At 63.4% G+C, this 24775-nt stretch carries 24 protein-coding genes, 1 pseudogene and 1 riboswitch; of the genes and pseudogenes, 5 read left to right on the forward strand and 20 right to left on the reverse strand.

Translation table 11 applies throughout. The annotated features are described in order from the left end of the window. Positions 1–333: 333 nt before the first annotated feature. Both FJ978_RS28465 and mce read right to left on the reverse strand, forming a co-directional pair. Positions 334–618, reverse strand: coding sequence for a DUF1467 family protein (locus FJ978_RS28465; protein WP_010910093.1), 285 nt, complete (start codon positions 616–618; stop codon positions 334–336). After that, a complete protein-coding gene (gene mce, locus FJ978_RS28470; protein WP_140575995.1) occupies positions 615–1019 on the reverse strand; it encodes a methylmalonyl-CoA epimerase in 405 nt (134 codons plus the stop codon). Before mce ends, FJ978_RS28465 begins: the two co-directional genes overlap by 4 nt. 158 nt (positions 1020–1177) lie before the next feature. Between mce and FJ978_RS28475 the strand changes: the two genes are divergently transcribed. Next, positions 1178–2041: an MBL fold metallo-hydrolase gene (locus tag FJ978_RS28475; protein WP_140575997.1), complete on the forward strand. Its 864-nt coding sequence runs from the start codon at positions 1178–1180 to the stop codon at positions 2039–2041. Between the two features lie 9 nt (positions 2042–2050). Here the strand turns inward: FJ978_RS28475 and FJ978_RS28480 are convergent, their stop codons facing one another. The 18 genes from FJ978_RS28480 to FJ978_RS28565 form a co-directional block, all read right to left on the reverse strand. After that, complete coding sequence (locus tag FJ978_RS28480; RefSeq protein WP_013894824.1) at positions 2051–3721, reverse strand: ribonuclease J; 1671 nt, start codon at positions 3719–3721, stop codon at positions 2051–2053. A 94-nt stretch (positions 3722–3815) separates the two neighbouring features. Next, positions 3816–4637: a biotin--[acetyl-CoA-carboxylase] ligase gene (locus tag FJ978_RS28485; RefSeq protein ID WP_140575998.1), complete on the reverse strand. Its 822-nt coding sequence runs from the start codon at positions 4635–4637 to the stop codon at positions 3816–3818. Between the two features lie 5 nt (positions 4638–4642). Then, entirely contained in the window at positions 4643–6079 is a 1437-nt protein-coding gene (nuoN, locus tag FJ978_RS28490; RefSeq protein ID WP_013894822.1) for an NADH-quinone oxidoreductase subunit NuoN, read from the reverse strand. Between the two features lie 18 nt (positions 6080–6097). Beyond that, the gene (locus FJ978_RS28495) at positions 6098–7603 is read right to left on the reverse strand and encodes an NADH-quinone oxidoreductase subunit M (protein ID WP_023779181.1); all 1506 of its coding nucleotides are present in this window, start codon (positions 7601–7603) and stop codon (positions 6098–6100) included. Continuing rightward, on the reverse strand, positions 7603–9576 hold the full coding sequence (gene nuoL / locus FJ978_RS28500; protein ID WP_140576000.1) for an NADH-quinone oxidoreductase subunit L: 1974 nt from the start codon (positions 9574–9576) through the stop codon (positions 7603–7605). Before nuoL ends, FJ978_RS28495 begins: the two co-directional genes overlap by 1 nt. Before the next feature lie 10 nt (positions 9577–9586). Beyond that, a complete protein-coding gene (gene nuoK, locus FJ978_RS28505) occupies positions 9587–9895 on the reverse strand; it encodes an NADH-quinone oxidoreductase subunit NuoK (protein ID WP_013894819.1) in 309 nt (102 codons plus the stop codon). Between the two features lies 1 nt (position 9896). Further along, positions 9897–10517, reverse strand: coding sequence for an NADH-quinone oxidoreductase subunit J (locus tag FJ978_RS28510; RefSeq protein ID WP_013894818.1), 621 nt, complete (start codon positions 10515–10517; stop codon positions 9897–9899). Positions 10518–10752: 235 nt separating this feature from the next. Next, positions 10753–11244 (reverse strand): NADH-quinone oxidoreductase subunit NuoI, encoded by a 492-nt coding sequence (gene nuoI, locus FJ978_RS28515; protein WP_013894817.1) that lies wholly within the window; start codon positions 11242–11244, stop codon positions 10753–10755. Beyond that, positions 11232–11504, reverse strand: a complete 273-nt coding sequence (locus FJ978_RS28520) for a hypothetical protein (protein WP_140576001.1) — start codon at positions 11502–11504, stop codon at positions 11232–11234. Before FJ978_RS28520 ends, nuoI begins: the two co-directional genes overlap by 13 nt. After that, a complete protein-coding gene (nuoH, locus tag FJ978_RS28525; protein ID WP_013894815.1) occupies positions 11504–12547 on the reverse strand; it encodes an NADH-quinone oxidoreductase subunit NuoH in 1044 nt (347 codons plus the stop codon). The genes FJ978_RS28520 and nuoH overlap by 1 nt, the downstream gene beginning before the upstream one ends. 2 nt (positions 12548–12549) lie before the next feature. Beyond that, a complete protein-coding gene (gene nuoG / locus FJ978_RS28530) occupies positions 12550–14631 on the reverse strand; it encodes an NADH-quinone oxidoreductase subunit NuoG (RefSeq protein ID WP_140576003.1) in 2082 nt (693 codons plus the stop codon). Between the two features lie 73 nt (positions 14632–14704). Continuing rightward, on the reverse strand, positions 14705–15394 hold the full coding sequence (locus tag FJ978_RS28535; protein ID WP_140576005.1) for an NADH-ubiquinone dehydrogenase: 690 nt from the start codon (positions 15392–15394) through the stop codon (positions 14705–14707). A gap of 77 nt (positions 15395–15471) precedes the next feature. After that, positions 15472–16776, reverse strand: a complete 1305-nt coding sequence (gene nuoF / locus FJ978_RS28540) for an NADH-quinone oxidoreductase subunit NuoF (protein WP_013894812.1) — start codon at positions 16774–16776, stop codon at positions 15472–15474. 10 nt (positions 16777–16786) lie between these two features. Next, positions 16787–18067, reverse strand: coding sequence for an NADH-quinone oxidoreductase subunit E (locus tag FJ978_RS28545; RefSeq protein ID WP_140576006.1), 1281 nt, complete (start codon positions 18065–18067; stop codon positions 16787–16789). Next, entirely contained in the window at positions 18068–19258 is a 1191-nt protein-coding gene (locus FJ978_RS28550; protein WP_013894810.1) for an NADH-quinone oxidoreductase subunit D, read from the reverse strand. It abuts the gene before it with no gap. Then, a complete protein-coding gene (locus FJ978_RS28555; RefSeq protein WP_013894809.1) occupies positions 19259–19861 on the reverse strand; it encodes an NADH-quinone oxidoreductase subunit C in 603 nt (200 codons plus the stop codon). It abuts the gene before it with no gap. A 4-nt stretch (positions 19862–19865) separates the two neighbouring features. Next, a complete protein-coding gene (locus FJ978_RS28560) occupies positions 19866–20447 on the reverse strand; it encodes an NADH-quinone oxidoreductase subunit B (RefSeq protein ID WP_013894808.1) in 582 nt (193 codons plus the stop codon). Next, positions 20438–20803 carry an NADH-quinone oxidoreductase subunit A gene (locus FJ978_RS28565; protein WP_010910112.1) on the reverse strand — a complete coding sequence of 122 codons (366 nt, stop codon included), beginning with the start codon at positions 20801–20803 and terminating at the stop codon, positions 20438–20440. Before FJ978_RS28565 ends, FJ978_RS28560 begins: the two co-directional genes overlap by 10 nt. A gap of 333 nt (positions 20804–21136) precedes the next feature. Here FJ978_RS28565 and FJ978_RS28570 point away from each other — a divergent pair, with 333 nt between their 5' ends. From FJ978_RS28570 to FJ978_RS28585, 4 genes and pseudogenes are all read left to right on the forward strand, one after another. After that, the gene (locus tag FJ978_RS28570; protein WP_140576008.1) at positions 21137–22336 is read left to right on the forward strand and encodes a winged helix-turn-helix domain-containing protein; all 1200 of its coding nucleotides are present in this window, start codon (positions 21137–21139) and stop codon (positions 22334–22336) included. A 29-nt stretch (positions 22337–22365) separates the two neighbouring features. Beyond that, positions 22366–22571: riboswitch (cobalamin riboswitch) on the forward strand. Between the two features lie 38 nt (positions 22572–22609). Beyond that, positions 22610–23038 carry a DUF1636 family protein gene (locus tag FJ978_RS28575; protein WP_140576010.1) on the forward strand — a complete coding sequence of 143 codons (429 nt, stop codon included), beginning with the start codon at positions 22610–22612 and terminating at the stop codon, positions 23036–23038. Between the two features lie 2 nt (positions 23039–23040). After that, positions 23041–24093, forward strand: a complete 1053-nt coding sequence (gene cobW, locus FJ978_RS28580; protein ID WP_013894805.1) for a cobalamin biosynthesis protein CobW — start codon at positions 23041–23043, stop codon at positions 24091–24093. Positions 24094–24111: 18 nt separating this feature from the next. After that, positions 24112–24775 (forward strand): annotated as a pseudogene (locus FJ978_RS28585) (cobaltochelatase subunit CobN); the annotation flags it as partial.

The following is a 24775-nucleotide window of genomic DNA, read 5'->3' on the forward strand; positions in this document are numbered from 1 at the left end:
GCCTGTTTCGAGGCAAAATTCTTCGTGACATTTTCATTCGGCTTAGGCTAATGTCCCGCGATAACCGAGAGGGCGGAGACAAATCTGCTCTCCTACGCGGTCAAAGTCTTGGGAGGATGCGATCTAGGCGCGGTTACTCGCTGCCGCCGGAAACCGGAAACAGATCGGACGCGTTTAATTGCAAGGCCTCGTGCCTTGCATTTTTTTTGTGCAATCATCTGGTTAGAGCGGCGAGTTGCCAGCTTACATGACCCAGCGTCAGCGCGGGGCGTGGTGGCATTTCAAGCCCATCCGCACCGCTCCGATGTCGGCTAAGCAGCCTTGCCGGGCGATCTACTTCGCTGGGGTCTGGCCGAAATCCGGCACGATGTGCGGGATGTCGTTGAGGCTGTATCCCAGCCCGTGCGTCAGGCCATAGAAAATGCCCATCAGGATCGCCGTGGCGATGGTCGTGCGGATCACGGCGCGCAGCATATGCGGCCCGCGCGGCGCGCTCGGCACGGTGCCCAGCGTCACGTCGTGATCATCGTCCTGCGTCCTCACGCTGAACGGCAGCACGGCGAACAGCACCACCCACCAGGTCGCGAAAAACAGCGCGGTGAACGAAACCCAGCTCATGATTGCTCCAGTTCGATCAGCGTGCCGAAAAAATCCTTCGGGTGCAGGAACAGCACCGGCTTGCCATGCGCACCCAGCTTCGGATTGCCGTCGCCGAGCACGCGGGCGCCGGCGGCCTTGAGCTGGTCACGCGCGGCCAGGATATCGTCGACCTCGTAGCAGAGATGATGCATGCCGCCGGACGGGTTCTTCACCAGGAACGCGGCGATCGGCGAGCCCTCGCCAAGCGGCTCCAGCAATTCGATCTTGGTGTTGCCGACATTGACGAACACCACGGTAACGCCATGCTCCGGCAGCGCCTGCGGCTCGCTCACTGCGGCGCCAAGCGTATTGTGGTAAGCAGCAATTGCCGCCGCCAGATCCGGCACCGCGAGCGCGACATGGTTCAGCCGTCCGAGCATGTGCGAGCGATCACTCCTCTTTCCAGTGACTGCGTCATACGTCAAATCGACTGATATCAATAGCCATTCACGAGGCGCGCACTGTCGCACTTCGATGATCATTCTTCCAAATCACGATCGAGGCTGTTCCGATCGCCAGCCGCAAAGTACAAACGGCAATGTCCGATATCCGCCCTGCCCGCGCCCGCATCTTTCCTTTCGATCTTGGGTCATTCAAAGTTGCCGCCTTGCTCGATGCCGTCGATGTCCGCGACAACCTCGCATCGGCCTTCGCAGCTGGACAATCGCCAGGCGCGGCGCTCAAGCTCATGGCCTCGAACTTCATTGACCAGGACCGATACGAGCATTGTTTCATCCCGACGCTCGTCGACACCGGTTCCGAAAAGATCCTTTTCGACACCGGATGCGGAGACGAGGACAGTTCACTCCTCGACTGTTTGCAAGACCTTGGGCTCGGGGCGGACGACATTGATGTGGTGGTCATCACGCACGGCCACCCGGATCATATCGGCGGGCTCGTCAGGAATGGCGAACCCGTTTTCCGTCGAGCACGCTATGTGTTCGGCGCGGCCGAATTCGCTTTCTGGACCGAGGCAACAGCGGTCCGCGAGGCCAGATTGGCCAACCGTGATCTGTTCAGGCAGATTTGCACCGGGCTGGCCGACCAGGCAACATTCCTAGCACCCGGAGATGAGGTGCTGCCCGGCGTCACTGCAATCGACGCCGCCGGTCACTCCCCCGGCCTCCTGGCATTTCTCGTCGAAAGCGGCGGCCAGCGATTGCTGATCTGGTCCGACGCCTTCCTGCACTATGTCGTGTCTGTCCAGCAGCCGGATTGGCATGCCGATTTCGATGATGACAAGCAACAGGCGGTCGAGACGCGCAAGCGGCTGCTGAAGATGGCCGCGGATCAGCGCCTGCTGGTCGCTGGCCACCACATGCCATTTCCAGGCCTGGGTTACATCGAATCGGCGAACGGTTCTTTTCGCTGGCTTCCGGTCAGCTATCAGCTCAACGTGTAGCTGCCATTTTCACCTTGTGACGAACACCGTCACCAGCGGCTTCTTGCCCCAGGCCTCGTTGGCGGCGCCGCGCACCGCGCGCCGTACCGCCTCCTGCACCAGGTCGAGGTCCTTTCGGCGCTGGCGGGGGATCGAATCCACCGCGCCGACGGCCGCATCGATCATCAGGTCTTCCAGCGTCTCGCCACGGGCATCGGCCTCGGCGACCCCGATGGCGACCAGGTCGGGATCGCCGGCCAGTTCATATTTGTCGTCGAGCACGACATTGACCGCGACATGGCCGGCAAAGGACAATTTGCGCCGGTCGCGAATGCCCATCGCCTGGTCGGTGCCGATCAAATTGCCGTCCTTGTAGATGCGGCCGAACGGCACCTGATCGATGATCGTGGCGGGACCGGGAGCGAGCCGCAGCATGTCGCCGTCGCGCACCTGCGCCACCTGGCCGATGCCGGAGGTCGACATCAGCGATCCCTGCGCCACCAGATGCGCGGCCTCGCCATGCACGGGAACGCCGATCTGCGGGCGCACCCATTCATACATCTTGCGCAGTTCGCTGCGGCGGGGATGGCCCGAGACATGCACCAGCGCGTCGCCGTCCTCGATGATCTTGATGCCGAGATCGATGAGGCGGTTCTTGATCTCGAGAATCGCCTTTTCGTTGCCGGGAATGGTGCGCGAGGAAAACACCACCGTGTCGCCCGCCGTCAGCGATACCGATTTCATCTCGTCGCGTGACAGCTTGGCAAGGGCTGCCAGCGGCTCGCCCTGGCTGCCGGTGCAGATGATGACCAGGTTTTCGCGCGGGATGAAGCCGAAATCCTCCTCGGCAATGAACTCCGGCAGGCCGTCCATGTAGCCGAGCTCGCCGGCCACATCGATGACGCGCTTCAGCGAGCGGCCGAGCACCAGGCACTGGCGGCCGGCATCGCGTGCGGCTCTGGCGATAGAGACGATGCGCCCGACATTGGAGGAGAATGTGGTGACGGCGACGCGGCCCTTGGCGGCCTGGATGACGCCCTTGAGACCCTCGCCCACTGCGACTTCCGAAGGCGACTCGCCTTCGCGCAGCGCGTTGGTCGAATCGCAGATCAGCGCCAGCACGCCCTTGTCGCCATAGGCACGGAAGCGCGCTTCGTCGGTCTTCGGCCCGATCGTCGGTTCCGGGTCGATCTTCCAGTCGCCGGTGTGGATGACGGTGCCGGCCGGCGAGGTGATCGCCAGCGACATCGGCTCGGGAATCGAGTGTGCCACCGGAATGGCCTCGATCTCGAACGGGCCGACGGTGAACTTCTCGCCCGCCCGGTAGATCGTCAGCGGGATTTTCGGTGCACCTTGTTCGCCTTGCCGCTTGGCTTCCAGCAGCCCGGCACTGAACGGCGTCATCCATACCGGCGCCTTCAGCTTCGGCCAGGTGTCGAGCAGCGCGCCGTAATGGTCCTCATGCGCATGGGTGATGATGATACCGCGCAGGTTGGCGAGGTTCTCCTCGATGAAGCGCGTGTCGGGCAGGATCAGGTCGACGCCCGGATGCGCCGCATCGGGAAAGGTGACGCCGACATCGATGATGATCCATTCGCGCGCGCTCGGCGGGCCATAGCCGTAGAGGGCGAAGTTCATGCCGATCTCGCCAACGCCGCCGAGCGGCACGAAGACGAGTTCGGCGTTTTCCGCTTTCGCCATGATTTTTCCCTTCCTGGCCCTCAGGCCAAGCCGTTGAAGCAATTCCAGGAAAAGTGTGTAACGGCTTTCCCACCGGAATTGCGTAAAAACAAAACTATACCCGCGCGGATGCGACCGCGCCGAAATGCACATCGCCGGCGGCGATCGTCAAAACAGACCCGTCATCGTCGCGGATCACGAAACGGCAGTCCTCGTCAATGGTCTCGAACACGCCACGCACCACATTACCGTCAATTCTGACAGCAACCTCACCGCCAAGGCCCGCCGCGCGTGCCAGCCAGCGCCGCCGGATGGCGGCAAGGCCGCGCCCTTCATCCCAAAGCCGGGCATTCTCGCTCCAGGCATCCGACAGCGCCAGGAACAGCGTTTCGGCATCGCATGCCGCGCCCAATGCGTGAAGCGATGTCGCGGGATACGGCAAATCCTGCGGATGCGCCACAACATTGACGCCGATGCCGACCGCGACCGCGAAACGCCCGCCGTCCAACACAGCGGATTCCAGCAGGATGCCGGCAAGCTTGGCGCCGGAGGCCAGCACATCGTTCGGCCATTTCAGCTCGAAACGGTTTTGGCCCTGGCTGGCGCCGTCGAGGCCGATGGCGATGCGGCCCTTCGGCACCACGGCGTCGAGCGCATCGGCAAGCGCTAGGCCGGCAACGAAGCCGAGTGTCGCGGCAAGGCGAAGTTCGCCGCCGGTGAGGACGAGCAATGTCGCCGCCAGATTGCCTTCCGGCGTCGCCCAGACGCGGCCACGCCGCCCGCGCCCGCTTTCCTGCCTCTTGGAAACGACCCACAGCCTGCCTGGGTCGCCTGCCCGGGCATGATCCAGCGCCAACGCGTTGGTGGAGCCGACGCTGTCATGCGCCTCGAGCCGGAAGCCTTCCGACGCCGAGGTTGGAGCCAGCCGAAATACCATGCCGTCTAGAAGAACGTCTTGGCGGCGGCTTCGGCATAGGTGCCGATCGGCCCGCCGATCAGCACATAGAACAGCACGAAGGCACCGCAGACGCCGAGCACGACGCGCAATTCCGTGGCCATCGGCACGAAACCACCGACCGGTTCGTCGAACCACATGATCTTGATGATGCGCAGATAGTAATAGGCGCCCACCACCGAGGCCAGCACGCCGATGATCGCCAGCGCATAGAGGTTGGCGTTGATGGCGGCGAGGAAGACATACCACTTCCCCCAGAAGCCGGCGAGCGGCGGGATGCCGGCCAGCGAGAACATCAGGATGGTCAGGATCGTCGCCATGATAGGATTGGTCGACGACAGGCCGGCCAGGTCGCTGATCTGCTCGACATTGCCTTCCTTGCGCCGCATGGCGAGAATGAAGGCGAAGGTGCCGAGCGTCATCACCAGGTAGATCAGCATGTAGATGGCGACGCCGCGCACGCCGGCCTGGCTGTTGGCGGCAAGGCCGACCAGCGCGTAGCCCATATGGCCGATCGAGGAATAGGCCATCAGGCGCTTGATGTTGGTCTGGCCGATGGCGGCAAAGGCGCCGAGCGCCATGGAGGCGATCGAGATGAAGACGATGATCTGCTGCCAGTCGGCGGCGATCGGCTTGAACGCACCCATGGTGACGCGCACGATCAGCGCCATTGCCGCCATTTTCGGCGCTGCCGCGAGGAAAGCGGTCACCGGTGTCGGCGCGCCCTCATAGACGTCCGGCGTCCACATGTGGAACGGCACCGCCGAGATCTTGAAGGCAAGGCCGGCCAGCACGAAGACGAGCCCGACGACGAGGCCAAGCTGGCGCTCGCCGCCGCCGAGTGCGGTCGCGATCTCCTGGAAGCCGGTGTTGCCGGTGTAGCCGTAGACCAGCGAGATGCCATAGAGCAGCATGCCCGACGACAGCGCGCCGAGCACGAAGTACTTCAGGCCGGCCTCGGTCGAACGCAGATTGTCGCGGTTGATCGCCGCCAGCACGTAGATCGCCAGCGACTGCAGTTCGAGGCCGAGATAGAGCCCGATCATGCCGTTGGCCGAGATCATCAGCATCATGCCCAGGGTGCAAAGCAGGATCAGCACCGGATATTCGAACTTGTCGAAACGCTCCGCCTTGGCAAAGCGCATCGACATCACCAGCGTCACCGCCGAGCCGACCAGCGCCAGCACCTTCATGAAGCGGGCGAAGGAATCCTGGACGAAGGCGTTGCCGTAGGCGCTGCCCTGCCCCGTGGAAAAGATCAGCCAGGCGCCGGATATCACCAGCACGGCGACGGCAAGGCCGGTCACCGTGTTGGCGGTGTTGGCGCGCGAATAGGCCCCGACCATCAGCAGCGCGAGCGCGCCGATGGCAAGGATCAGCTCGGGCGTCGAGAGCGACAGGCTGGAGAGAAGGTCCGGCGTCATGGTTCGCAAAACCTCTGGTCAGTTCGCCGCCGCGGTCTGCGCGGCGCCGATGGATGCGGTGACATTGGTGACGAGCGACTTGACCGATTGGGCCGTCGCGTCGAAGACCGGAGCGGGATAGACGCCGAAGAAGATGACCAGCACCACCAACGGGTAGATGATGGCCTTCTCGCGCGGCGACAGGTCGAGCAGCCCCTTCAGGCTATCCTTGGTCAGCGCGCCGAAGATCACCCGGCGGTAGAGCCAGAGCGCGTAGGCGGCCGACAGGATGACGCCGGTGGCGGCGAAGAACGCGACCCAGGTGTTGACCCGGAACACGCCCAGCATGGTCAGGAACTCGCCGACGAAGCCTGACGTGCCGGGCAGGCCGACATTGGCCATGGTGAAGACCATGAACACGGTGGCGTATTTCGGCATGTTGTTGACGAGGCCGCCATAGGCATCGATTTCGCGTGTGTGCATGCGGTCGTAGATGACACCGACGCACAGGAACAGCGCGCCCGAAACGAGGCCGTGGCTGAGCATCTGGAAGATTGCGCCCTGCACGCCCTCCTGGTTCATGGCGAAGATGCCCATCGTGACGAAGCCCATATGGGCGACCGACGAATAGGCGATCAGCTTCTTCATGTCCTCCTGCATCAGCGCCACCAGCGAGGTGTAGATGATGGCGACGACGGAGAGCGTGAACACCAGCGGCGCGAACATCTCGGACGCCAGCGGGAACATCGGCAAGGAGAAGCGCAGGAAACCGTACCCGCCCATCTTCAAGAGGATGGCGGCCAGGATGACCGAGCCGGCCGTCGGCGCCTCGACGTGCGCGTCCGGCAGCCAGGTGTGCACCGGCCACATCGGCATCTTCACCGCGAAGGAGGCGAAGAAGGCGAGCCATAGCCAAGTCTGCATGTTGGCCGGGAAGCTGTGCGTCAGAAGGGTCGGAATGTCGGTCGTGCCAGACTGGTAGAACATCGCCATGATGGCGAGCAGCATCAGCACCGAGCCGGCGAGCGTGTAGAGGAAGAACTTGAACGAGGCGTAGACGCGCCGCTTGCCGCCCCAGACGCCGATGATGATGAACATCGGGATCAGGCCGGCTTCGAAGAAGACGTAGAACAGCACGATATCGAGCGCGCAGAACACGCCGATCATCAGCGTCTCGAGCAGCAGGAAGGCGATCATGTAGGCCTTGACGCGCTTCTCGATCGATTCCCACGACGCCAGGATGCAAAGCGGCATCAGGAACGTCGTCAGGATGACGAACAGCATGGAAATGCCGTCGACACCCATATGGTAGGAGATGCCGGAATCGAGCCAGGCGGCCTTCTCGACGAATTGGAAGCCGGCCTGCGAATTGTCGAAGCCGGTCCAGATGAACAGCGAGATGATGAACGTGAACGTCGTCGTCAACAGCGCGATGGCGCGGATGTTGCGACGTGCGTTCTCGCTGTCATCATTGATGAACAGGATCAGCAGCACACCAACCAGCGGCAGGAAGGTGACCAGCGAGAGGATTGGCCAGGCGGTCATCAGAGCATCATCCAGGTGACGAATGCGGCAACGCCGATCAGCATGGCGAAGGCATAGTGATAGAGGTAGCCGGTCTGCAGCTTGACGACGCGGTTGGTGACGTCGACGACGCGCGCCGAAATGCCATCCGGCCCAAGCCCGTCGATGATGGTGCCATCGCCGGTCTTCCACAGGAAGGAACCAAGGCGCTTGGCCGGCCGCACGAACAGGAAGTCGTAGAGCTCGTCGAAGTACCACTTGTTGAGCAGGAAGGCGTAGAGCCCGCGATGCTGGGCGGCCAGATTGACGGGCATTTCCGGCGAGCGGATGTAGAATTTCCAGGCCAGCGCCAAGCCGATCAGCATGGCGATGAAGGGCGACAGCTCGACCCACAGCGGCAGCTCATGGATTTCGTGCAGGATGTTGTTGTCCGGCAGCGTGAACAGCGACGCCTTCCAGAACTCGGCATAGCCTTCGCCGATAAAGGAATTGTGGAAGATGATGCCGGCAAACAGCGCGCCGGCGGCCAGGATGAACAGCGGCACCAACATCACCGGCGGCGATTCATGGACATGGTGCATCACCTCGTGGCTCGCCCGCGGCTTGCCGTGGAAGGTCATGAAGATCAGCCGCCAGGAGTAGAAGGAGGTGAAGCCGGCGGCGATGACCAGCAGCACGAAGGCAAGGCCGGCGACCGAATTGTGGCTGGCAAAGGCGGTCTCGATGATGGCGTCCTTGGAGAAGAAGCCAGCGGTGCCGATGACGGTCACCGGGATGCCGACGCCGGTCAGCGCCAGCGTGCCGATCACCATCATCCAGTAGGTGGTCGGGATCAGCTTTCTCAAGCCACCCATCTTGCGCATGTCCTGCTCGTCGGAGACGGCATGGATGACCGAACCGGAGCCGAGGAACAGCAACGCCTTGAAGAAGGCGTGTGTGAACAGGTGGAAGATCGCGGCGCCATAGGCGCCGACGCCGAGCGCCACGAACATGTAGCCGAGCTGCGAACAGGTCGAATAGGCGATGACCCGCTTGATGTCGTTCTGGACGAGACCGACGGTCGCCGCGAAGAAGGCGGTGAAGGCGCCGATGAAGGTCACCACCGTCAGCGCCGAATGCGACAGCTCGAACAGCGGCGACAGCCGCGCCAGCATGAACACGCCGGCCGTCACCATGGTGGCGGCATGGATGAGCGCCGAGACCGGTGTCGGGCCTTCCATGGCGTCCGGCAGCCAGGTGTGCAGCGGCACCTGCGCCGACTTGCCCATGGCGCCCATGAACAGGAGCAGGCAGACGACGGTCATTGCCGCCTGCTTGTCGAGCGCATGGCCGAGGAAGGTGAGCACGGCCGCTCCTTGCGGCGCGCCTTCAGCGGGGACGAAGGTCGCCGCATTGGCGAAGATGGTGCCAAGGTTGACCGAGCCGAACAGCACGAACACGCCGAAGATGCCGAGCGCGAAACCGAAATCGCCGACGCGGTTGACGACAAAGGCCTTGATGGCGGCGGCATTGGCCGACGGCTTCTTGTACCAGAAGCCGATCAGCAGGTAGGACGCCAGCCCCACCCCTTCCCAGCCGAAGAACATCTGCACGAGGTTGTCGGCGGTCACCAGCATCAGCATGGCGAAGGTGAACAGCGACAGGTAGGCGAAGAAGCGCGGCCGGTTCGGATCGTGGTGCATGTAGCCGATCGAATAGATGTGAACCAGCGCCGACACGGTGTTGACCACCACCAGCATCACCACCGTCAGCGTGTCGATGCGCAGCGCCCAGGATACGTCGAGGCCGCCGGACTGGATCCAGTGCAGCACCGGCACGGTGAACACCTCGCCATGGCCGAAGCCGACGCTGAAGAAGGCGACCCACGACAGCACGGCCGAAATCACGAGGAAGCCGGAGGTGATGTATTCGGACGCCTTGGCGCCGAGCGACGTGCCGAACAGGCCGACGATCAGGAAGCCGAGCAGTGGAAGGAAGACGATGGCCTGATACATGGTGATTCCGTCAACCCTTCATCATGTTCACGTCTTCGACCGCGATCGAGCCGCGGTTGCGGAAGAAGACGACGAGAATGGCAAGTCCGATGGCGGCTTCGGCCGCTGCGACCGTCAGCACGAACAGCGCGAACACCTGGCCGACCAGATCGCCGAGAGCCGCCGAAAAGGCGACGAAGTTGATGTTGACCGCGAGCAGGATCAGTTCGACCGACATCAGGATGACGATGATGTTGCGGCGGTTCAGGAAGATGCCGAACACGCCGAGCGTGAACAGGATCGCCGATACGGTCAGATAATGTGCGATGCCGACGACCATTTCAGACTCCTTCGCCCGACTTGACCTTGCGGATTTCCATGCCGGTCGCCGGCGTGCGGCCGACCTGGGCTGCGATCGACTGCCGCTTGACCCCTTCCTTGTGGCGCAGCGTCAGCACGATGGCGCCGATCATGGCAACCAGCAGGATGAGGCCCGAAATCTGGAAGTAGTAGAGGTAGTCGGTGTAGAGGATGTCGCCGAGCGCGGCCGTGTTCGAACGCGCCGCGAGATCGGGAATCGGCTTGGCGACCGTCGAGGCGAGCTGCGGCGCGAAGGTGTAGCCGCCCAGCACCACGATCAGTTCCGCCGCCAGGATCAGCCCGACCAGCGCGCCGATCGGTGCGTATTGCAGGGCGCCTTCCTTCATCTCGGCGAAGTCGACGTCGAGCATCATGACGACGAACAGGAACAGCACCATCACCGCGCCGACATAGACGACGAGCAGGATCATTGCCAGGAACTCGGCGCCGGTCAGCATGAAGAGGCCGGCGGCGTTGAAGAAGGTCAGGATCAGGAACAGCACCGAATGCACGGGGTTGCGCGACGAAATGACCATGAACGCCGATGCCACCGCGACAAAGGCGAAGAGGTAGAAAAAGGCCGCCTCTAGTCCACTCAGCATTGGGGATCCCCCGGGTTCCTATCCGAAACAGGACAACCGTCCTGTTCGATTTTTGCCGCCGCCTCCGGCCGCAAGTTTCGTTGTGTCCTATCGCATGTTCCGATCGGGTTGAAAGGCCCGATCGACAGAAACATGCGACACTCTTTTAATCCGGAGGATGATCTGGTCCGAAAAGTCCGCAACTTTTCGGGATCATCCTTTGGACGAGGCCCCTCGCCCCGTCCACGCGTCGATATCAGCGGTAGGGCGAGTCCAGCGAGATGTTGCGCGCCAGTTCGCGCTCCCACCGGTCGCCATTCGCCAACAGCCTGTCCTTGTCGTAGTAGAGTTCCTCGCGCGTCTCCGTCGCGAACTCGAAATTCGGCCCCTCGACGATGGCGTCGACCGGGCAGGCTTCCTGGCAAAAGCCGCAATAGATGCACTTCACCATGTCGATGTCGTAACGCACGGTGCGGCGCGTGCCGTCATTGCGGCGCGGGCCGGCCTCGATGGTGATCGCCTGCGCCGGGCAGATCGCCTCGCACAGCTTGCAGGCGATGCAGCGTTCCTCGCCATTGGGATAGCGGCGCAAGGCATGCTCGCCCCGGAAGCGCGGGCTCACCGGCCCCTTCTCGTGCGGATAGTTGATCGTCTCCTTCGGCGCGAAGAACTGGCGCATCGACAGGAAAAAGGCGCTGACGAAATCCTGCAGCAGCAGCGATTTTGCGGCTTGAGTTAGTGCACCCATTCGCCACTCCCAAAGAAATACAGCGCAAGAAAGGCGCCTACGAGGCCATACAAAACAACACCTAAATGCGGATAGTCTGCCAAGCTGACGTTACGCAGCAGAACCTCGCGCATCTGCCTTTCCCCGACGGAAAGAGGCACACCATTCCATTTGGTATGCTTGGAGAAGTTCGGCGAGGATGGCGGGGCCTTGCGTAACCCAAGCCACGCCAGCAGAACACCCAAAGCGGCCCCAACTGCCAGGATCGCGAAATTAGACATCACGCCATCCCCGTGAACTTGAGGAAGGCGGCGACGATCACGACCATCGCGAGCGAAATCGGCAGGAACACCTTCCAGCCCAATCGCATCAGCTGGTCGTAGCGGTAGCGCGGCACGAAGGCCTTGACCATGGAGATGCCGAAGAACACGAAACAGACCTTCAGCACAAACCAAATGACGCCGGGCACCCAGGTGAAGGGCGCGAAGTCGAAGGGCGGCAGCCAGCCGCCGAGGAACAGGATGGTGGCCAGCGCGCACATCAGCACGATCGCGACATATTCGCCGAGGAAGAACAGCAGGAACGGCGTCGACGAATACTCGACCATGTGGCCGGCGACCAACTCCGATTCGGCTTCGACCAGGTCGAAGGGCGGCCGGTTCGTCTCGGCCAGCGCCGAGATGAAGAAGATGATGAACATCGGGAACAGCGCCAGCCAGTTCCAGTCGAGGAAGGTGTTGGGCAAGCCAAGCCGCGTGCCAATTCCACCCTGCTGCGACAGCACGATATCGCTGAGGTTGAGCGATCCGGCGGTGAGCAGCACCGTGACGATCACGAAGCCGATCGAGACCTCGTAGGACACCATCTGAGCCGCCGAGCGCAGCGCGCCGAGGAACGGATATTTCGAGTTCGACGCCCAGCCGCCCATGATCACGCCGTAGACCTCGAGCGAGGAGATGGCGAAGACATAGAGGATGCCGACATTGACGTTGGCGATCGCCCAGCCCTGGCTGACGGGAATGACCGCCCAGGCCGAGATCGCCAGCACCGCCGACACCAGCGGCGCCAGGAGGAACACGCCCTTGTTGGCGCCTGACGGGATGACCGGTTCCTTAAAGACGAACTTCAACAGGTCGGCGAAGGCCTGCAGCGTGCCCCAGGGGCCGACGACGTTCGGCCCGCGACGCAACTGCACCGCTGCCCAGATCTTGCGGTCAGCATAGAGGATGTAGGCGACGAAGATCAGCAGCACGACGATCAGCACCACTGATTTCAGCAGGATCAGCAGCGCCGGCAGCACGTAGAAGGAGAAGAAGGTGTCCATGCTTATTCCGCCGCCTGCTTGAAGCCGCTCTTGGCCAGTGCCGAGCATTCCGCCATCACGGCGGACGCCCGCGCGATCGGGTTGGTCAGGTAGAAATCCTTGACCGGCGAGGTGAAGGCGCCCTTGTTCAGCCGCCCGCCGAGCTTCGCCACCCCGGCGATGTCCTCGGCATTGCCGGCCGCGACCTGGTCGATGCGGGCCAGATGCGGGTATTCGCCATAGAGCTTGGCGCGCAGTTGCGGCAGCGAATCGAACGGCAACTTCTTGCCCAGCACGTCCGACAGCGCCCGCAGGATCGCCCAGTCCTCGCGCGCATCGCCCGGCGCGAAGCCGGCGCGGTTGGTCTGCTGCACGCGCCCTTCCGTGTTGACATAGGTGCCCGACTTTTCGGTGTAGGCGGCCGCCGGCAGGATGACATTGGCGCGGTGCGCGCCGGCGTCGCCATGGGTGCCGATATAGACGACGAAGGCGCCGCCGGTCTTGCTCATGTCGATCTCGTCGGCGCCGAGCAGGAACAGCACGTCCGTCTCGCCGAGCATGCCGGCGACGTTCTTGCCGCCCTCGCCCGGCACGAAGCCGAGATCCAGGCCGCCAACGCGCCCAGCCGCATTGTGCAGCACGGCAAAGCCGTTCCAGTCGGCCCGTGCGGCGTTCACCGCGGTGGCGAGCTTGGCTGCCTGGCCGAGCACGGCAGCACCGTCCGCGCGTGCCAATGCGCCCTGGCCGATGATGATCAGTGGGTGCGTGGCCTTCTTCAGCGTCTGGAAGAACTTGCCATTGCCGTCAGCCAGATCCTTCAGCGAATCCGGACCGGCACCGAGCAGTTCGTACTCGTAGCGGGTGTCGCCGATATCGCCGATGACGCCGACCGGCAGATTGCCGACCCGCCAGCGCTTACGGATGCGGGCATTCAGCACCGAGGCCTCGAAGCGCGGATTGGCGCCGATGATCAGCACCGCATCGGCCTGCTCGATGCCTTCGATGGTCGGGTTGAAGATGTAGCTGGCACGGCCGAGCGCCGGGTCGAGCGCGGCGCCATCCTGGCGGCAATCGGTGTTCCTGGAGCCGAGCGAAGCCATCAGCAGCTTCAGCGCGTAGATTTCCTCGACCGCGGCCAGATCGCCCGCGATGGCGCCGATCTTCTCGGGCGTCGTCTTCGACACAGCGTCCTTGATAGCGGCGAACGCGTCGGCCCAGCTTGCCGGAACCAGCTTTCCGTCTTTTCGCACATAGGGCCGGTCGAGACGCTGCGTGCGCAGGCCGTCCCAGATGAAGCGGGTCTTGTCGGAGATCCACTCCTCGTTCACCTGCTCGTTGACGCGCGGCAGGATGCGCATCACCTCGCGGCCTCTGCTATCGACTCGGATCGCCGAGCCGACGGCATCCATCACATCGATGGATTCGGTCTTGGTCAGCTCCCACGGCCGCGCCTGGAAGGCGAACGGCTTGGACGTCAGCGCGCCGACGGGGCAGAGATCGATGACATTGCCCTGCAGCTCCGATGTCATCGCGCTTTCGAGATAGGTGGTGATCTCGGCATCCTCGCCACGGCCGATCAGGCCGAGTTCGGAAATGCCGGCGACTTCGGTGGTGAAGCGGACGCAGCGCGTGCAGTGGATGCAGCGGTTCATCACCGTCTTGACCAGCGGGCCGATATATTTGTCTTCGACCGCGCGTTTGTTCTCGTGATAGCGCGAGGAATCGACGCCGAAGGCCATCGCCTGGTCCTGCAGGTCGCATTCGCCGCCCTGGTCGCAGATCGGGCAGTCGAGCGGATGGTTGATCAGCAGGAACTCCATCACGCCTTCCCGGGCCTTCTTGACCATCGGCGTGTTGGTGAAGATCTCCGGCGGCTCGCCATTGGGGCCCGGGCGCAGGTCGCGCACGCCCATGGCGCAGGAGGCCTGCGGCTTGGGCGGCCCGCCCTTGACCTCGATCAGGCACATACGGCAGTTGCCAGCGATCGACAGCCGCTCGTGGAAGCAGAAGCGCGGCACTTCCGCGCCCGCGTCTTCCGCCGCCTGCAGCAGCGTATAGTGGTCGGGTACAGTGATCTCTTTCCCGTCGACCTTGAGCTTTGCCATTCGCCTCAAACCCCTGCGGATTTCCCGCAATCTAATTTCCCGGGCGCGACAGACGCAGCGCCCGACATTTCATTCACTTCTTCGCGGACAGCACAGTTGCCTGGGCAGTCCAATCGTCACGGCCGATGCGGCCGTTGAACGACAGATAGTCGTCGACCCAGGCGATCTCCTGTGGCGACCAGGCCGCGATCTGGGCATACGTCCAGATGCCGAGCCCGTTCAGAACTTTCTCGAGCTTCGGCCCGATGCCCGATATCGCTTTCAAGTCCGACGGCTTCGCCGGCTTGTCCATGGCCTTGGGCTGGCGGAAATCCTCGGGCAACAATGCGTCGGGGACGTCGCCCGTTGCCGGGCCGGCACTGGCCACCGGCGCCGCGGTGGCGGCTTCCTTGGCGGCAATGTTGGTGACTTCCTGCGCGAAGGACTGCGCCTCGGCAATCATGGTCTTCGCCGTCGCCCGCGCCTTGGTGGACGAAGAGTTCGCGTCCTCGAATCCTTCGACGCGCGTCTCGAAATCCTCGATCAGCGGCTGCATGAGGCGCTGTGATGCCTCGGCGGCCCCCGAAAGCGCGCCCAGCCAGACGCCGAACGCGTGGTTGGCGAGCCCGAGGCTCAAGGCCGACATCGCAGCGGCACCCGCGACAGGATGCGCGAAAAGGTTGACGGCGCTGGCCATCTCCTTCGGCATCATCCTGGTCAGGTCCTGGTTCATCTTCTCGATCTGGTCCAAATTGGGCATCAATGGGTACGAATACGGCGCCATAGAAAGTTCTCCTGGTCGTTTCTTCGTTCGCCCCGCCCCGTTCGTCTCGTCCCGGGCTTTCGCCCGCGGTCACAAATTTATTCCGCAGCCACCATCACCGGCTCAGCCCGGTGCGCGTTGCGGGAAAACTCGTCGATGCGCCGCTCCACCTCGCCGCGGAAATGCCGCATCAGGCCCTGGATCGGCCATGCCGCCGCGTCGCCCAGTGCGCAGATCGTGTGGCCCTCGACCTGCTTGGTGACGTCGAGCAGCATATCGATCTCGCGCTTCTGCGCCTCGCCGCGCACCAGCCGCTCCATCACCCGCCACATCCAGCCGGTGCCTTCGCGGCACGGCGTGCACTGGCCGCAGCTCTCATGCTTGTAGAAATAGGACAACCGCGCGATCGCTTTCACCACATCGGTCGACTTGTCCATGACGATGACGGCCGCCGTGCCGAGACCGGACTTCAGGTCGCGCAGCGCGTCGAAATCCATCGGCGTGTCGATGATCTGCTCGGCCGGCACCAGCGGCACCGAGGCGCCGCCCGGGATGACCGCCAAGAGATTGTCCCAGCCGCCGCGAATACCGCCGCAATGCGTCTCGATCAGTTCGCGGAACGGGATCGACATCGCCTCTTCGACAGTGCACGGATTGTTGACGTGGCCGGAGATGCAGAACAGCTTGGTGCCGACATTGTTGGGCCGGCCGAAGGACGAGAACCAGGCCGCGCCGCGGCGCAGGATGGTCGGCGCCACCGCGATCGACTCGACATTGTTGACGGTCGTCGGACAGCCATAGAGGCCGACATTGGCGGGGAATGGCGGCTTCAGCCTGGGCTGGCCCTTCTTGCCTTCGAGGCTTTCGAGGAGTGCTGTCTCCTCGCCGCATATATAGGCGCCGGCGCCGTGGTGCATGTAGATGTCGAAATCGTAGCCCGACGTGTTGTTCTTGCCGATCAGCTTGGCCTCATAGGCCTCGTCGATGGCGCGCTGCAGCGCCTCGCGTTCCCTGATGAACTCGCCGCGTACGTAGATATAGGCGGCGACCGCCCCCATGGCGAAGCCGGCGATGAAGGAGCCCTCGACCAGCGTGTGCGGATCGTTGCGCAGGATGTCTCGGTCCTTGCAGGTGCCGGGCTCGGATTCATCGGCATTGACGACGAGATAGCTCGGCCGGCCGTCGCTCTGCTTGGGCATGAACGACCATTTCAAGCCGGTCGGGAAGCCGGCGCCGCCACGGCCGCGCAGGCCCGACGCCTTCATCTCGTTGACGATCCACTCGCGCCCCTTGGCGATGATGCCGGGCGTGTTGTCCCAGGCGCCGCGCGCCATCGCGCCGGCCAGCGACTTGTCGAACAGGCCGTAGATGTTGTTGAAGATGCGGTCTTTGTCCTGAAGCATTTTTCGTCCCTCAGACCGGCTTCTTGCCGAAAACGCGGATGTATTCGGCGACACCGCCCTTGGCGAGCGCCTTGGCCTGCTTGACCCAGTCATCGCGGTCGATGCGGCCTTGGAAGGAAAGATAGCCGTCGACCCACTCGCGCTCGGCCTTCTTCCACGACGCGACCTGCGCGAAGGTGAAGATGCCCAGCGTATGCAGGATGCCCTCGATCTTCGGACCGACGCCGGAGATCAGCTTGAGGTCGTCGACCGCGGCCGGCCTGTCGATGCCCGCCGGACGGTTCTTGTCCTCAAGCGATGGCTTTGCCGGCTTTGCCATGGGCACCTTGGCCTCCGGCGCCTTGAAGGCGGTGACCGGCTCGGCCTTGGCGATCGGCCCACTGCGCTGCTTGGAAACCTTCTCGACCTCGGGGGCCGCCTTGTTGGCATTGACGGCCGAATGCCGAGGCGCCGAAACGCTCGCCGCCTTCTCCGCCGCCGGCGCCACCTTGGTCTTCGAGGGTGTCTTCAATGCCGGGCTGGTCTCGGCCGCATCGGTCTTCGGCTTGCTGGCATTGGACGGCGCGACAGGGGCGGTGGCGGGTGCCGGAACCGGCGCCGCGATGATCGCGTCGGGCGCCGCCTTGGCGGCCTTTGCGGCCTCCCGGGCTTCCCGGTCGCGGGTCGACTTGAGGATCGCCTTTTCGCTCTTCAGCGTGGTGAGGCCAGAGGCCGGCTCCGAGCCGGCGCGGCCGTTCTGCGGTCCCGGCGCCACCGAGGCGCCCTTGCCCGCATCATAGAGATCGATGATTTCGGCCAGCCTTTCGGGTGTCAGGTCCTCGAACGTGTCCTTGAAGACCATGACCATCGGCGCGTTGACGCAGGCGCCGAGGCACTCGACCTCCTCCCACGACAAGGTGCCCTTGTCGTTGGTGTGGAACTGGTCGTGATGGATTTTGGACCGGCAGATATCCATCAGCGCTTCCGAACCGCGCAGCATGCAGGGCGTGGTGCCGCAGACCTGGATGTGCGCGCGCGTGCCGACGGGATTGAGCTGGTATTGCGTGTAGAAGGTCGCGACCTCGAGACCGCGGATACGCGGCATGCCGAGCATGTCCGAAATCGTCTCGATCGCGGCCTTGGTGACCCAGCCTTCCTGCTCCTGCGCTATCATCAGAAGCGGGATGATCGCCGACTGCTCCCGGCCCTTCGGGTATTTCTTGATCCATTGCTTCGCTACGGCCGCATTCGCCCGGTTGAAGGCGAAGGAGGCTGGCTGGACGCTGGCTTCTGCGAGACGGCGGACTGACATTTAGCGATCGACCTCACCAAACACGATGTCGAGGGAGCCAAGAACGGCGGTGACGTCGGCCAGCATGTGGCCGCGGCACAGGAAATCCATGGCCTGCAGATGCGCGAAGCCGGGCGCGCGCAGCTTGCAGCGATAGGGCTTGTTGGTGCCGTCGGAGACCAGGTAGACGCCGAACTCGCCCTTCGGCGCCTCGACGGCCGCATAGACTTCGCCGGCCGGCACGCGATAGCCCTCGGTGTAGAGCTTGAAGTGGTGGATGAGCGCTTCCATCGAGCGCTTCATCGCCTGGCGCTTCGGCGGCACCACCTTGCCGTCGAGGTTCGACACCGGTCCGGTGCTTTCCTTGCCGAGCAGGAGATCGACACACTGGCGCATGATCTTCGCGGACTGCCGCATCTCTTCCATGCGCACCAGGTAACGGTCGAAGCAGTCGCCGTTCTTGCCGATCGGAATGTCGAAATCCATTTCCGAATAGCATTCATAGGGTTGCGACTTGCGCAAATCCCAAGGCGAGCCCGAGCCGCGCACCATGACGCCGGAAAAGCCCCAGGCCCAGGCATCGGCCAGCGAAACAATGCCGATATCGACATTGCGCTGCTTGAAGATGCGGTTGCCGGTCAGCAGCTTGTCGAGATCGTCGAGCGACTTCAGGAACGGGTCGATCCACTTGCCGATATCCTCGACCAGCTGGCGCGGCAGGTCCTGGTGGACGCCGCCGGGGCGGAAATAGGCGGCATGCATGCGCGAGCCGGAGGCGCGCTCATAGAACACCATCAGCTTTTCGCGCTCGACGAAGCCCCACAGCGGCGGCGTCAGCGCGCCGACGTCCATCGCCTGCGTCGTCACATTGAGGATATGCGACATGATGCGGCCGATTTCGCAGTAGAGCACGCGGATCAACTGGCCGCGCCTCGGCACCTCGATGCCAAGCAGACGCTCGGCAGCCAGCGCAAAGGCATGCTCCTGGTTCATCGGCGCGCAATAATCGAGCCGGTCGAGATAAGGAACCGCCTGCAGATAGGTCTTGGCCTCGATCAGCTTTTCCGTGCCGCGATGCAGGAGCCCGATATGCGGATCGACGCGATCGACGACTTCGCCGTCGAGTTCGAGAACAAGGCGCAAAACGCCGTGCGCCGCAGGGTGTTGCGGTCCAAAGTTGATGTTGAAATTGCGGACGGAGGTTTCAGCCATTTACTGCTTTGCCTTCTCGTCACCCGGCAGCACGTAGTCCGTACCTTCCCACGGGGACAAAAAATCGAAATTGCGGAATTCTTGCTTGAGCTCGACCGGCTCGTAGATGACGCGCTTGGCTTCGTCGTCGTAACGCACTTCGACAAAACCGGTCAGCGGGAAATCCTTGCGCAGCGGATGGCCTTCGAAGCCGTAGTCGGTCAACAGGCGGCGCAGATCGGGATGGCCCGAGAACAGCACGCCATAGAGATCGTAGGTCTCGCGCTCGAACCAGTCGGCACCAGGAAAGACGCCGGTGATCGACGGCACCATCGTCTCCTCGTCGGCCTGCACCTTGACGCGGATGCGCACATTCTGCCTCGGCGACAATAGATGATAGACGACGTCGAAGCGCTTGGCCCGCGACGGATAATCGGCACCGCAGACATCGATGATAGAAATGAACTGGCAGCGTGCGTCGTCGCGAAGGAAGGTTACCACCTCGACCAGGTTTTGCGGCTCGACGTGAACGGTAAGCTCGCCATAGGCAAGCACCGCGTCACTGAAGCGGCCAGGCAGCTTCTCGCCGAGATAGGTCGACAGTTCGCTAAGGGATGCGGCCATGGATTTACCGTTCGATAGTGCCGGTGCGGCGGATCTTCTTCTGCAGCAGAAGAATGCCGTAGAGCAGGGCTTCGGCGCTCGGCGGGCAGCCGGGCACATAGATGTCCACCGGCACGACGCGGTCGCAGCCGCGCACCACCGAATAGGAATAGTGATAGTAGCCGCCGCCATTGGCGCAGGAGCCCATCGATATGACGTAGCGTGGCTCCGGCATCTGGTCGTAGACCTTGCGCAGCGCCGGCGCCATCTTGTTGGTCAGCGTGCCGGCGACGATCATGATGTCGGACTGGCGCGGCGACGCGCGCGGCGCGACGCCGAACCGCTCCGAGTCATAACGCGGCATCGAGGTATGGATCATCTCGACCGCGCAGCACGCCAGACCGAAGGTCATGAACATCAGCGAGCCGCTGCGCGCCCAGGTGATCAGCGCCTCGGTCGAGGTGACCAGGAAACCCTTGTCGGCAAGCTCGTTGTTGATTTCGAGGAAGAAGGGATCGTCCTGTCCCACCGGCTTGCCGGTGTTGGGATCGATGATACCCTTGGGCTTCGGCGCGACGAGGGTGCCTGAACTGTCGTTCAATCCCATTCCAGCGCTCCTTTTTTCCATTCATAGGCAAAGCCGATGGTCAGCACTGCCAAAAACACCATCATCGACCAGAAACCGAGCATGCCGATCTTCGAGAAGGACACCGCCCAGGGAAACAGGAAGGCCACTTCCAGGTCGAAGATGATGAACAGGATCGACACCAGGTAGAAGCGGATGTCGAATTTCATGCGGGCGTCGTCGAACGAGTTGAAACCGCACTCGTAGGCGGAAAGCTTTTCGGGATCGGGGTTGCGGTACGCCACCAGGAACGGTGCGGCCAGCAGCGCCAGGCCGACGACCAGCGCCACGCCGATGAACAGGACGATGGGCAGGTACGAACTGAGAAGTGCGTTCATGCAGCGGCTTTCCGTTGGCGCCAATCCATTTTGATTACAGCACCGGACCTTAATGCGGAAGCGTGACAGTTTAACCGCTGAACCGTTTTAAGGGGCCTATGCTGCAACGCGGCGAGGGTTAGCGCAGCACTTCCAGCGAAGCAAGTCAAACCTTGTTCAAAAGGCGGTGCTGGACGGCATATACGGAGAAACTGGTCCGATACGCTCCTGTTCGATTTCCTTCGCTTTCTACTCCACTTATCTCTCCTGACATGGATGCCGCCAAAACCCTGCTAGCATGGGCAGGAATCACCCATCAAACGACGGTCATCGAGTTACAAGAGTCGCATCCGAATGAAGGAAAAGATCTCGCTTGCCACCGCCCGGCGCATCGCGCTCGCCGCTCAAGGCTTTCTCGACCCCCGCCCCAATGGCACGCCCGACCGCCGTCATTTCGCCCGCGTTCTGTCCCGCACCGGCCTGCTGCAGATCGATTCCGTCAGCGCGGTGGTGCGCGCGCATTATATGCCGCTCTATTCGCGCCTTGGCCCCTACCCGCTCGCTCTGCTCGACAACGCCGCCGTCACCCGCAAGCGCACGGTGTTCGAATACTGGGCGCACGAGGCCTCCTTCCTGCCGGTGGAGACCTGGCCGCTGATGCGCTGGCGCATGCAGCGCGCCGAGCAAGGCAAAGAGATGTATTTGGGGCTGGCCAAATGGGGCCGTGAGCACGCCGCCTATATAGAAGAGATCTACCGCGAGGTCGTCGCGCGCGGCCCGATCGCCGCTTCGGCGTTGGAAGGCCAGAAAGGCTCGGGCGGCTGGTGGGGCTGGAGCCATGCCAAGCATGCCTTCGAATGGCTGTTCTGGGCCGGGCGCATCACCACGGCGCACCGCCGCGGATTCGAGCGCTTCTATGACCTGCCCGAGCGCGTGCTGCCGCAGGCGATCCTCGATCTGCCCGTACCGGCCGCCGAGGACGCGCACCGCGAATTGCTGCGCATCTCCGCCCGCGCCCATGGCGTGGCGACATCAGGCGATTTGCGAGATTATTTCCGCCTGTCCCCCGCCGACATGAAGGGCCGCCTGGAGGAATTGGTCGAACTCGGTGAGCTGCTGCCTGTGCGCGTCGAAGGCTGGGATAAGCCCGCTTACCTGCACAAGGATGCACGTCTGCCCAGGAAAATCGACGCCCGTGCCTTGCTGGCCCCGTTCGATCCTGTGGTCTTCGAACGCTCGCGCTCGGAACGGCTGTTCGATTTTCACTACCGCATCGAGATCTACACGCCGGCCGAAAAGCGCCAATATGGCTACTACGTCCTGCCCTTCCTGCTCGGCGACAGGATCGTGGCGCGCGTCGACCTCAAGGCCGATCGGCCGGCGAGTGTGCTACGCGTCCACGCGGCCTATGCCGAGCCCAAGGCGCCAGCGGAAACCGCCGCCCAGCTTTTCGAGGAATTGAAGCAAATGCAGGGCTGGCTCGGGCTTGAGCGCATGGAAGTGACGCCCGCTGGCGACCTCGGACAGTCACTTGCCGACATCGCCATGTCGTAGGCCCGCGTTGACAGTCCTGCCCGCAACAGCCTAAATCCGCTCCAGACGGTCTCTTCTCTTCAATGAGAGGGGCTAAGAGGGAATGCGGTGCGGGATGAAAATCTCAAATCCGCGGCTGTCCCCGCAACTGTAAGCGACGAGCCAAGGCCGAAAGCCACTGGGAATTCCCGGGAAGGCGGCTAACCAAGGCGATGACCCGCGAGCCAGGAGACCTGCCGTCTGCGACAACATAATCCGATCGCCCGGCGGGTTTCCGGGCAAGGAGCCCGGTTTTTGGACCAGAACAGCAGTTTTTCGGCTGGCACAGCGGACAATTCGTCCGCCGACAGCGATGCCTTGGCCGGCGTCACCGTGATCGTCTGCGCCTCGTGCCGTGACGAAACCGGTTCCGACGCCCACCCCCGCGCCGGCGAACTGCTGGCTGAGGATACGCGCAACGCCGCCTCGGGCGAAGATATCCGCGTCCGCACCGTCGAATGCCTCGGCAATTGCAAGCGCCGGCTGAGCGCCGCGATCCTGCGCGATGGCTGTTGGAGCTATGTCTTCGGCGATCTGACCACGACCAGCGGCGCCGACCTTGTCGCCGGCGCAAAGCTCTTCGCCACTTCCACCGACGGCCTCATCCCATGGCGTGGCCGGCCCGATAGCCTCAAGCGCGGCCTCGTTGCTCGCATCCCTCCTCTCGACATGCTGAAGGACTGACCATGACCGCTCCAGATTCGTCCGCCAACCTTTCCCGCGTTCCCTGCACCGTCGTCACCGGCTTTCTCGGCGCCGGCAAGACGACGCTCGTCCGCCATCTCCTGGAAAACGCCGGCGGCAAACGCATTGCCATCATCGTCAATGAGTTCGGCGACATCGGCATCGACGGCGAGATTTTGAAGGGCTGCGGCATCGACACCTGCCCGGAGGAAAACATCGTCGAACTGGCCAATGGCTGCATCTGCTGCACCGTGGCCGACGATTTCGTGCCGGCGCTCGACCAGATCCTGGCGCTGTCGCCGAAGGTCGACCACATCCTGATCGAGACCTCGGGCCTCGCTCTGCCCAAGCCGCTGGTCCAGGCGTTTCAGTGGCCGACGGTGAAAAGCCGCGTCACGGTCGACGGCGTGATCGCCGTGGTCGATGGCCCGGCGCTGGCCGAAGGCCGCGTCGCCAACGACATGGACGCGCTGCAGGCGCAGCGCGCTCAGGATGAGAGCCTCGACCATGACGACCCGGTTGAGGAAGTGTTCGAGGACCAGATCGCCTGCGCCGACCTGATCATCCTGTCGAAGAGCGACCTGATGGACGCCGCAGGCTCAGCCCGCGCCAATGCCATCATCAACGAACACTCCGCCCGCGCCGTGAAGATCGTGCCGACCTCGCATGGCAAGGTCGATCCCTCCGTGCTGCTCGGTCTCGGCCTCGCCGTCGAGGACGACATCGAGAACCGCAAATCCCATCATGACGGTGCGTTCGACCACGAGCATGACGACTTCGACACCTTCATCGTCGACATTCCGTCGATCGCCAATCCCGACGAGCTGGCAAAGCGCGTCGCCAACGCCGCCGAGCAGGAAAACGTGCTGCGCGTCAAAGGTTTCGTCGAGGTCGGCGGCAAGCCGATGCGGCTCTTGCTGCAGGCCGTCGGCCCGCGCGTCAATCATTACTATGACCGCGCCTGGACGGCCGAGGACGATCGTCGTTCGCGCCTTGTGGTCATCGGTCTCAAGGGGCTGAATCGCCCGGCGATCGAACGCATACTCGCCGGCTGATCTCGGACACGGGCCGCGATGCATATCCTCACCACGACCTCCGCCTCGCTCGACGACCTCGCCGAGCCGGTCGATCTGCGGCAGACGCCGGCGGATATCGTGGCGCTTTCCTTCACCGACAGCGACCTCGCCGGACTGGCGGCGGCATGGAAGGCCGATGCCGGCCGCCTGCCTTCGATGCGGCTCGCCGCACTGCGCGACCTGCGCCATCCCATGTCTGTCGACCTCTGGATCGACAGTGTCGCCCGCCACGCCAAGATCATCCTGGTGCGCATACTCGGCGGGTACGACTGGTGGCGCTACGGCTGCGACCAGCTTGCCGCGACCGCCCGCGCGCACGGCATAAAACTGGCGCTGCTGCCGGGTGAGAGCCACGACGAGGATCTCAGGCTGATCGAAGCCTCGACGCTGCCGCGCGAGGAGTTGGATAGCCTGCTCGGCTATTTCCGCGAGGGCGGCCCGGCCAACATGAGCGCACTGGTGCAGAGGCTGGCACGGCTGACTGGGCAGGATGCGGAAATTGTCGAGCCGATCGAAGTTCCAAAAGCCGGCTACTATGAACCAAGTCGCGGCGTCGTCCCCCTCCCCCTCGAGGGGAGGGTCCGGCCGCAGGCCGGGGGTGGGGTCCTCTCCGGAGCGCGCCGACTCCACGAACCGTCGCCCCCGGGCGTACCGACCCCCC

This window comes from Mesorhizobium sp. B1-1-7 (assembly GCF_006442705.1).
GTDB lineage: Bacteria > Pseudomonadota > Alphaproteobacteria > Rhizobiales > Rhizobiaceae > Mesorhizobium > Mesorhizobium opportunistum.

What these genes read in the sequence shown, in the direction of transcription:
- FJ978_RS28550 (WP_013894810.1), bottom strand. Translation starts at nt 19,258, where the DNA reads ATGGCTGAAACCTCCGTCCGCAATTTCAACATCAACTTTGGACCGCAA.
- FJ978_RS28535 (WP_140576005.1), bottom strand. Translation starts at nt 15,394, where the DNA reads ATGGCGCCGTATTCGTACCCATTGATGCCCAATTTGGACCAGATCGAG.
- mce (WP_140575995.1), bottom strand. Translation starts at nt 1,019, where the DNA reads ATGCTCGGACGGCTGAACCATGTCGCGCTCGCGGTGCCGGATCTGGCG.
- nuoK (WP_013894819.1), bottom strand. Translation starts at nt 9,895, where the DNA reads ATGGTCGTCGGCATCGCACATTATCTGACCGTATCGGCGATCCTGTTC.
- FJ978_RS28465 (WP_010910093.1), bottom strand. Translation starts at nt 618, where the DNA reads ATGAGCTGGGTTTCGTTCACCGCGCTGTTTTTCGCGACCTGGTGGGTG.
- FJ978_RS28485 (WP_140575998.1), bottom strand. Translation starts at nt 4,637, where the DNA reads ATGGTATTTCGGCTGGCTCCAACCTCGGCGTCGGAAGGCTTCCGGCTC.
- nuoI (WP_013894817.1), bottom strand. Translation starts at nt 11,244, where the DNA reads ATGGGTGCACTAACTCAAGCCGCAAAATCGCTGCTGCTGCAGGATTTC.
- nuoG (WP_140576003.1), bottom strand. Translation starts at nt 14,631, where the DNA reads ATGGCAAAGCTCAAGGTCGACGGGAAAGAGATCACTGTACCCGACCAC.
- cobW (WP_013894805.1), top strand. Translation starts at nt 23,041, where the DNA reads ATGACCGCTCCAGATTCGTCCGCCAACCTTTCCCGCGTTCCCTGCACC.
- FJ978_RS28555 (WP_013894809.1), bottom strand. Translation starts at nt 19,861, where the DNA reads ATGGCCGCATCCCTTAGCGAACTGTCGACCTATCTCGGCGAGAAGCTG.
- FJ978_RS28545 (WP_140576006.1), bottom strand. Translation starts at nt 18,067, where the DNA reads ATGTCAGTCCGCCGTCTCGCAGAAGCCAGCGTCCAGCCAGCCTCCTTC.
- FJ978_RS28495 (WP_023779181.1), bottom strand. Translation starts at nt 7,603, where the DNA reads ATGACCGCCTGGCCAATCCTCTCGCTGGTCACCTTCCTGCCGCTGGTT.
- nuoN (WP_013894822.1), bottom strand. Translation starts at nt 6,079, where the DNA reads ATGACGCCGGACCTTCTCTCCAGCCTGTCGCTCTCGACGCCCGAGCTG.
- FJ978_RS28480 (WP_013894824.1), bottom strand. Translation starts at nt 3,721, where the DNA reads ATGGCGAAAGCGGAAAACGCCGAACTCGTCTTCGTGCCGCTCGGCGGC.
- nuoL (WP_140576000.1), bottom strand. Translation starts at nt 9,576, where the DNA reads ATGTATCAGGCCATCGTCTTCCTTCCACTGCTCGGCTTCCTGATCGTC.
- nuoH (WP_013894815.1), bottom strand. Translation starts at nt 12,547, where the DNA reads ATGGACACCTTCTTCTCCTTCTACGTGCTGCCGGCGCTGCTGATCCTG.
- FJ978_RS28475 (WP_140575997.1), top strand. Translation starts at nt 1,178, where the DNA reads ATGTCCGATATCCGCCCTGCCCGCGCCCGCATCTTTCCTTTCGATCTT.
- FJ978_RS28560 (WP_013894808.1), bottom strand. Translation starts at nt 20,447, where the DNA reads ATGGGATTGAACGACAGTTCAGGCACCCTCGTCGCGCCGAAGCCCAAG.
- FJ978_RS28570 (WP_140576008.1), top strand. Translation starts at nt 21,137, where the DNA reads ATGAAGGAAAAGATCTCGCTTGCCACCGCCCGGCGCATCGCGCTCGCC.
- nuoF (WP_013894812.1), bottom strand. Translation starts at nt 16,776, where the DNA reads ATGCTTCAGGACAAAGACCGCATCTTCAACAACATCTACGGCCTGTTC.
- FJ978_RS28510 (WP_013894818.1), bottom strand. Translation starts at nt 10,517, where the DNA reads ATGCTGAGTGGACTAGAGGCGGCCTTTTTCTACCTCTTCGCCTTTGTC.
- FJ978_RS28565 (WP_010910112.1), bottom strand. Translation starts at nt 20,803, where the DNA reads ATGAACGCACTTCTCAGTTCGTACCTGCCCATCGTCCTGTTCATCGGC.
- FJ978_RS28520 (WP_140576001.1), bottom strand. Translation starts at nt 11,504, where the DNA reads ATGTCTAATTTCGCGATCCTGGCAGTTGGGGCCGCTTTGGGTGTTCTG.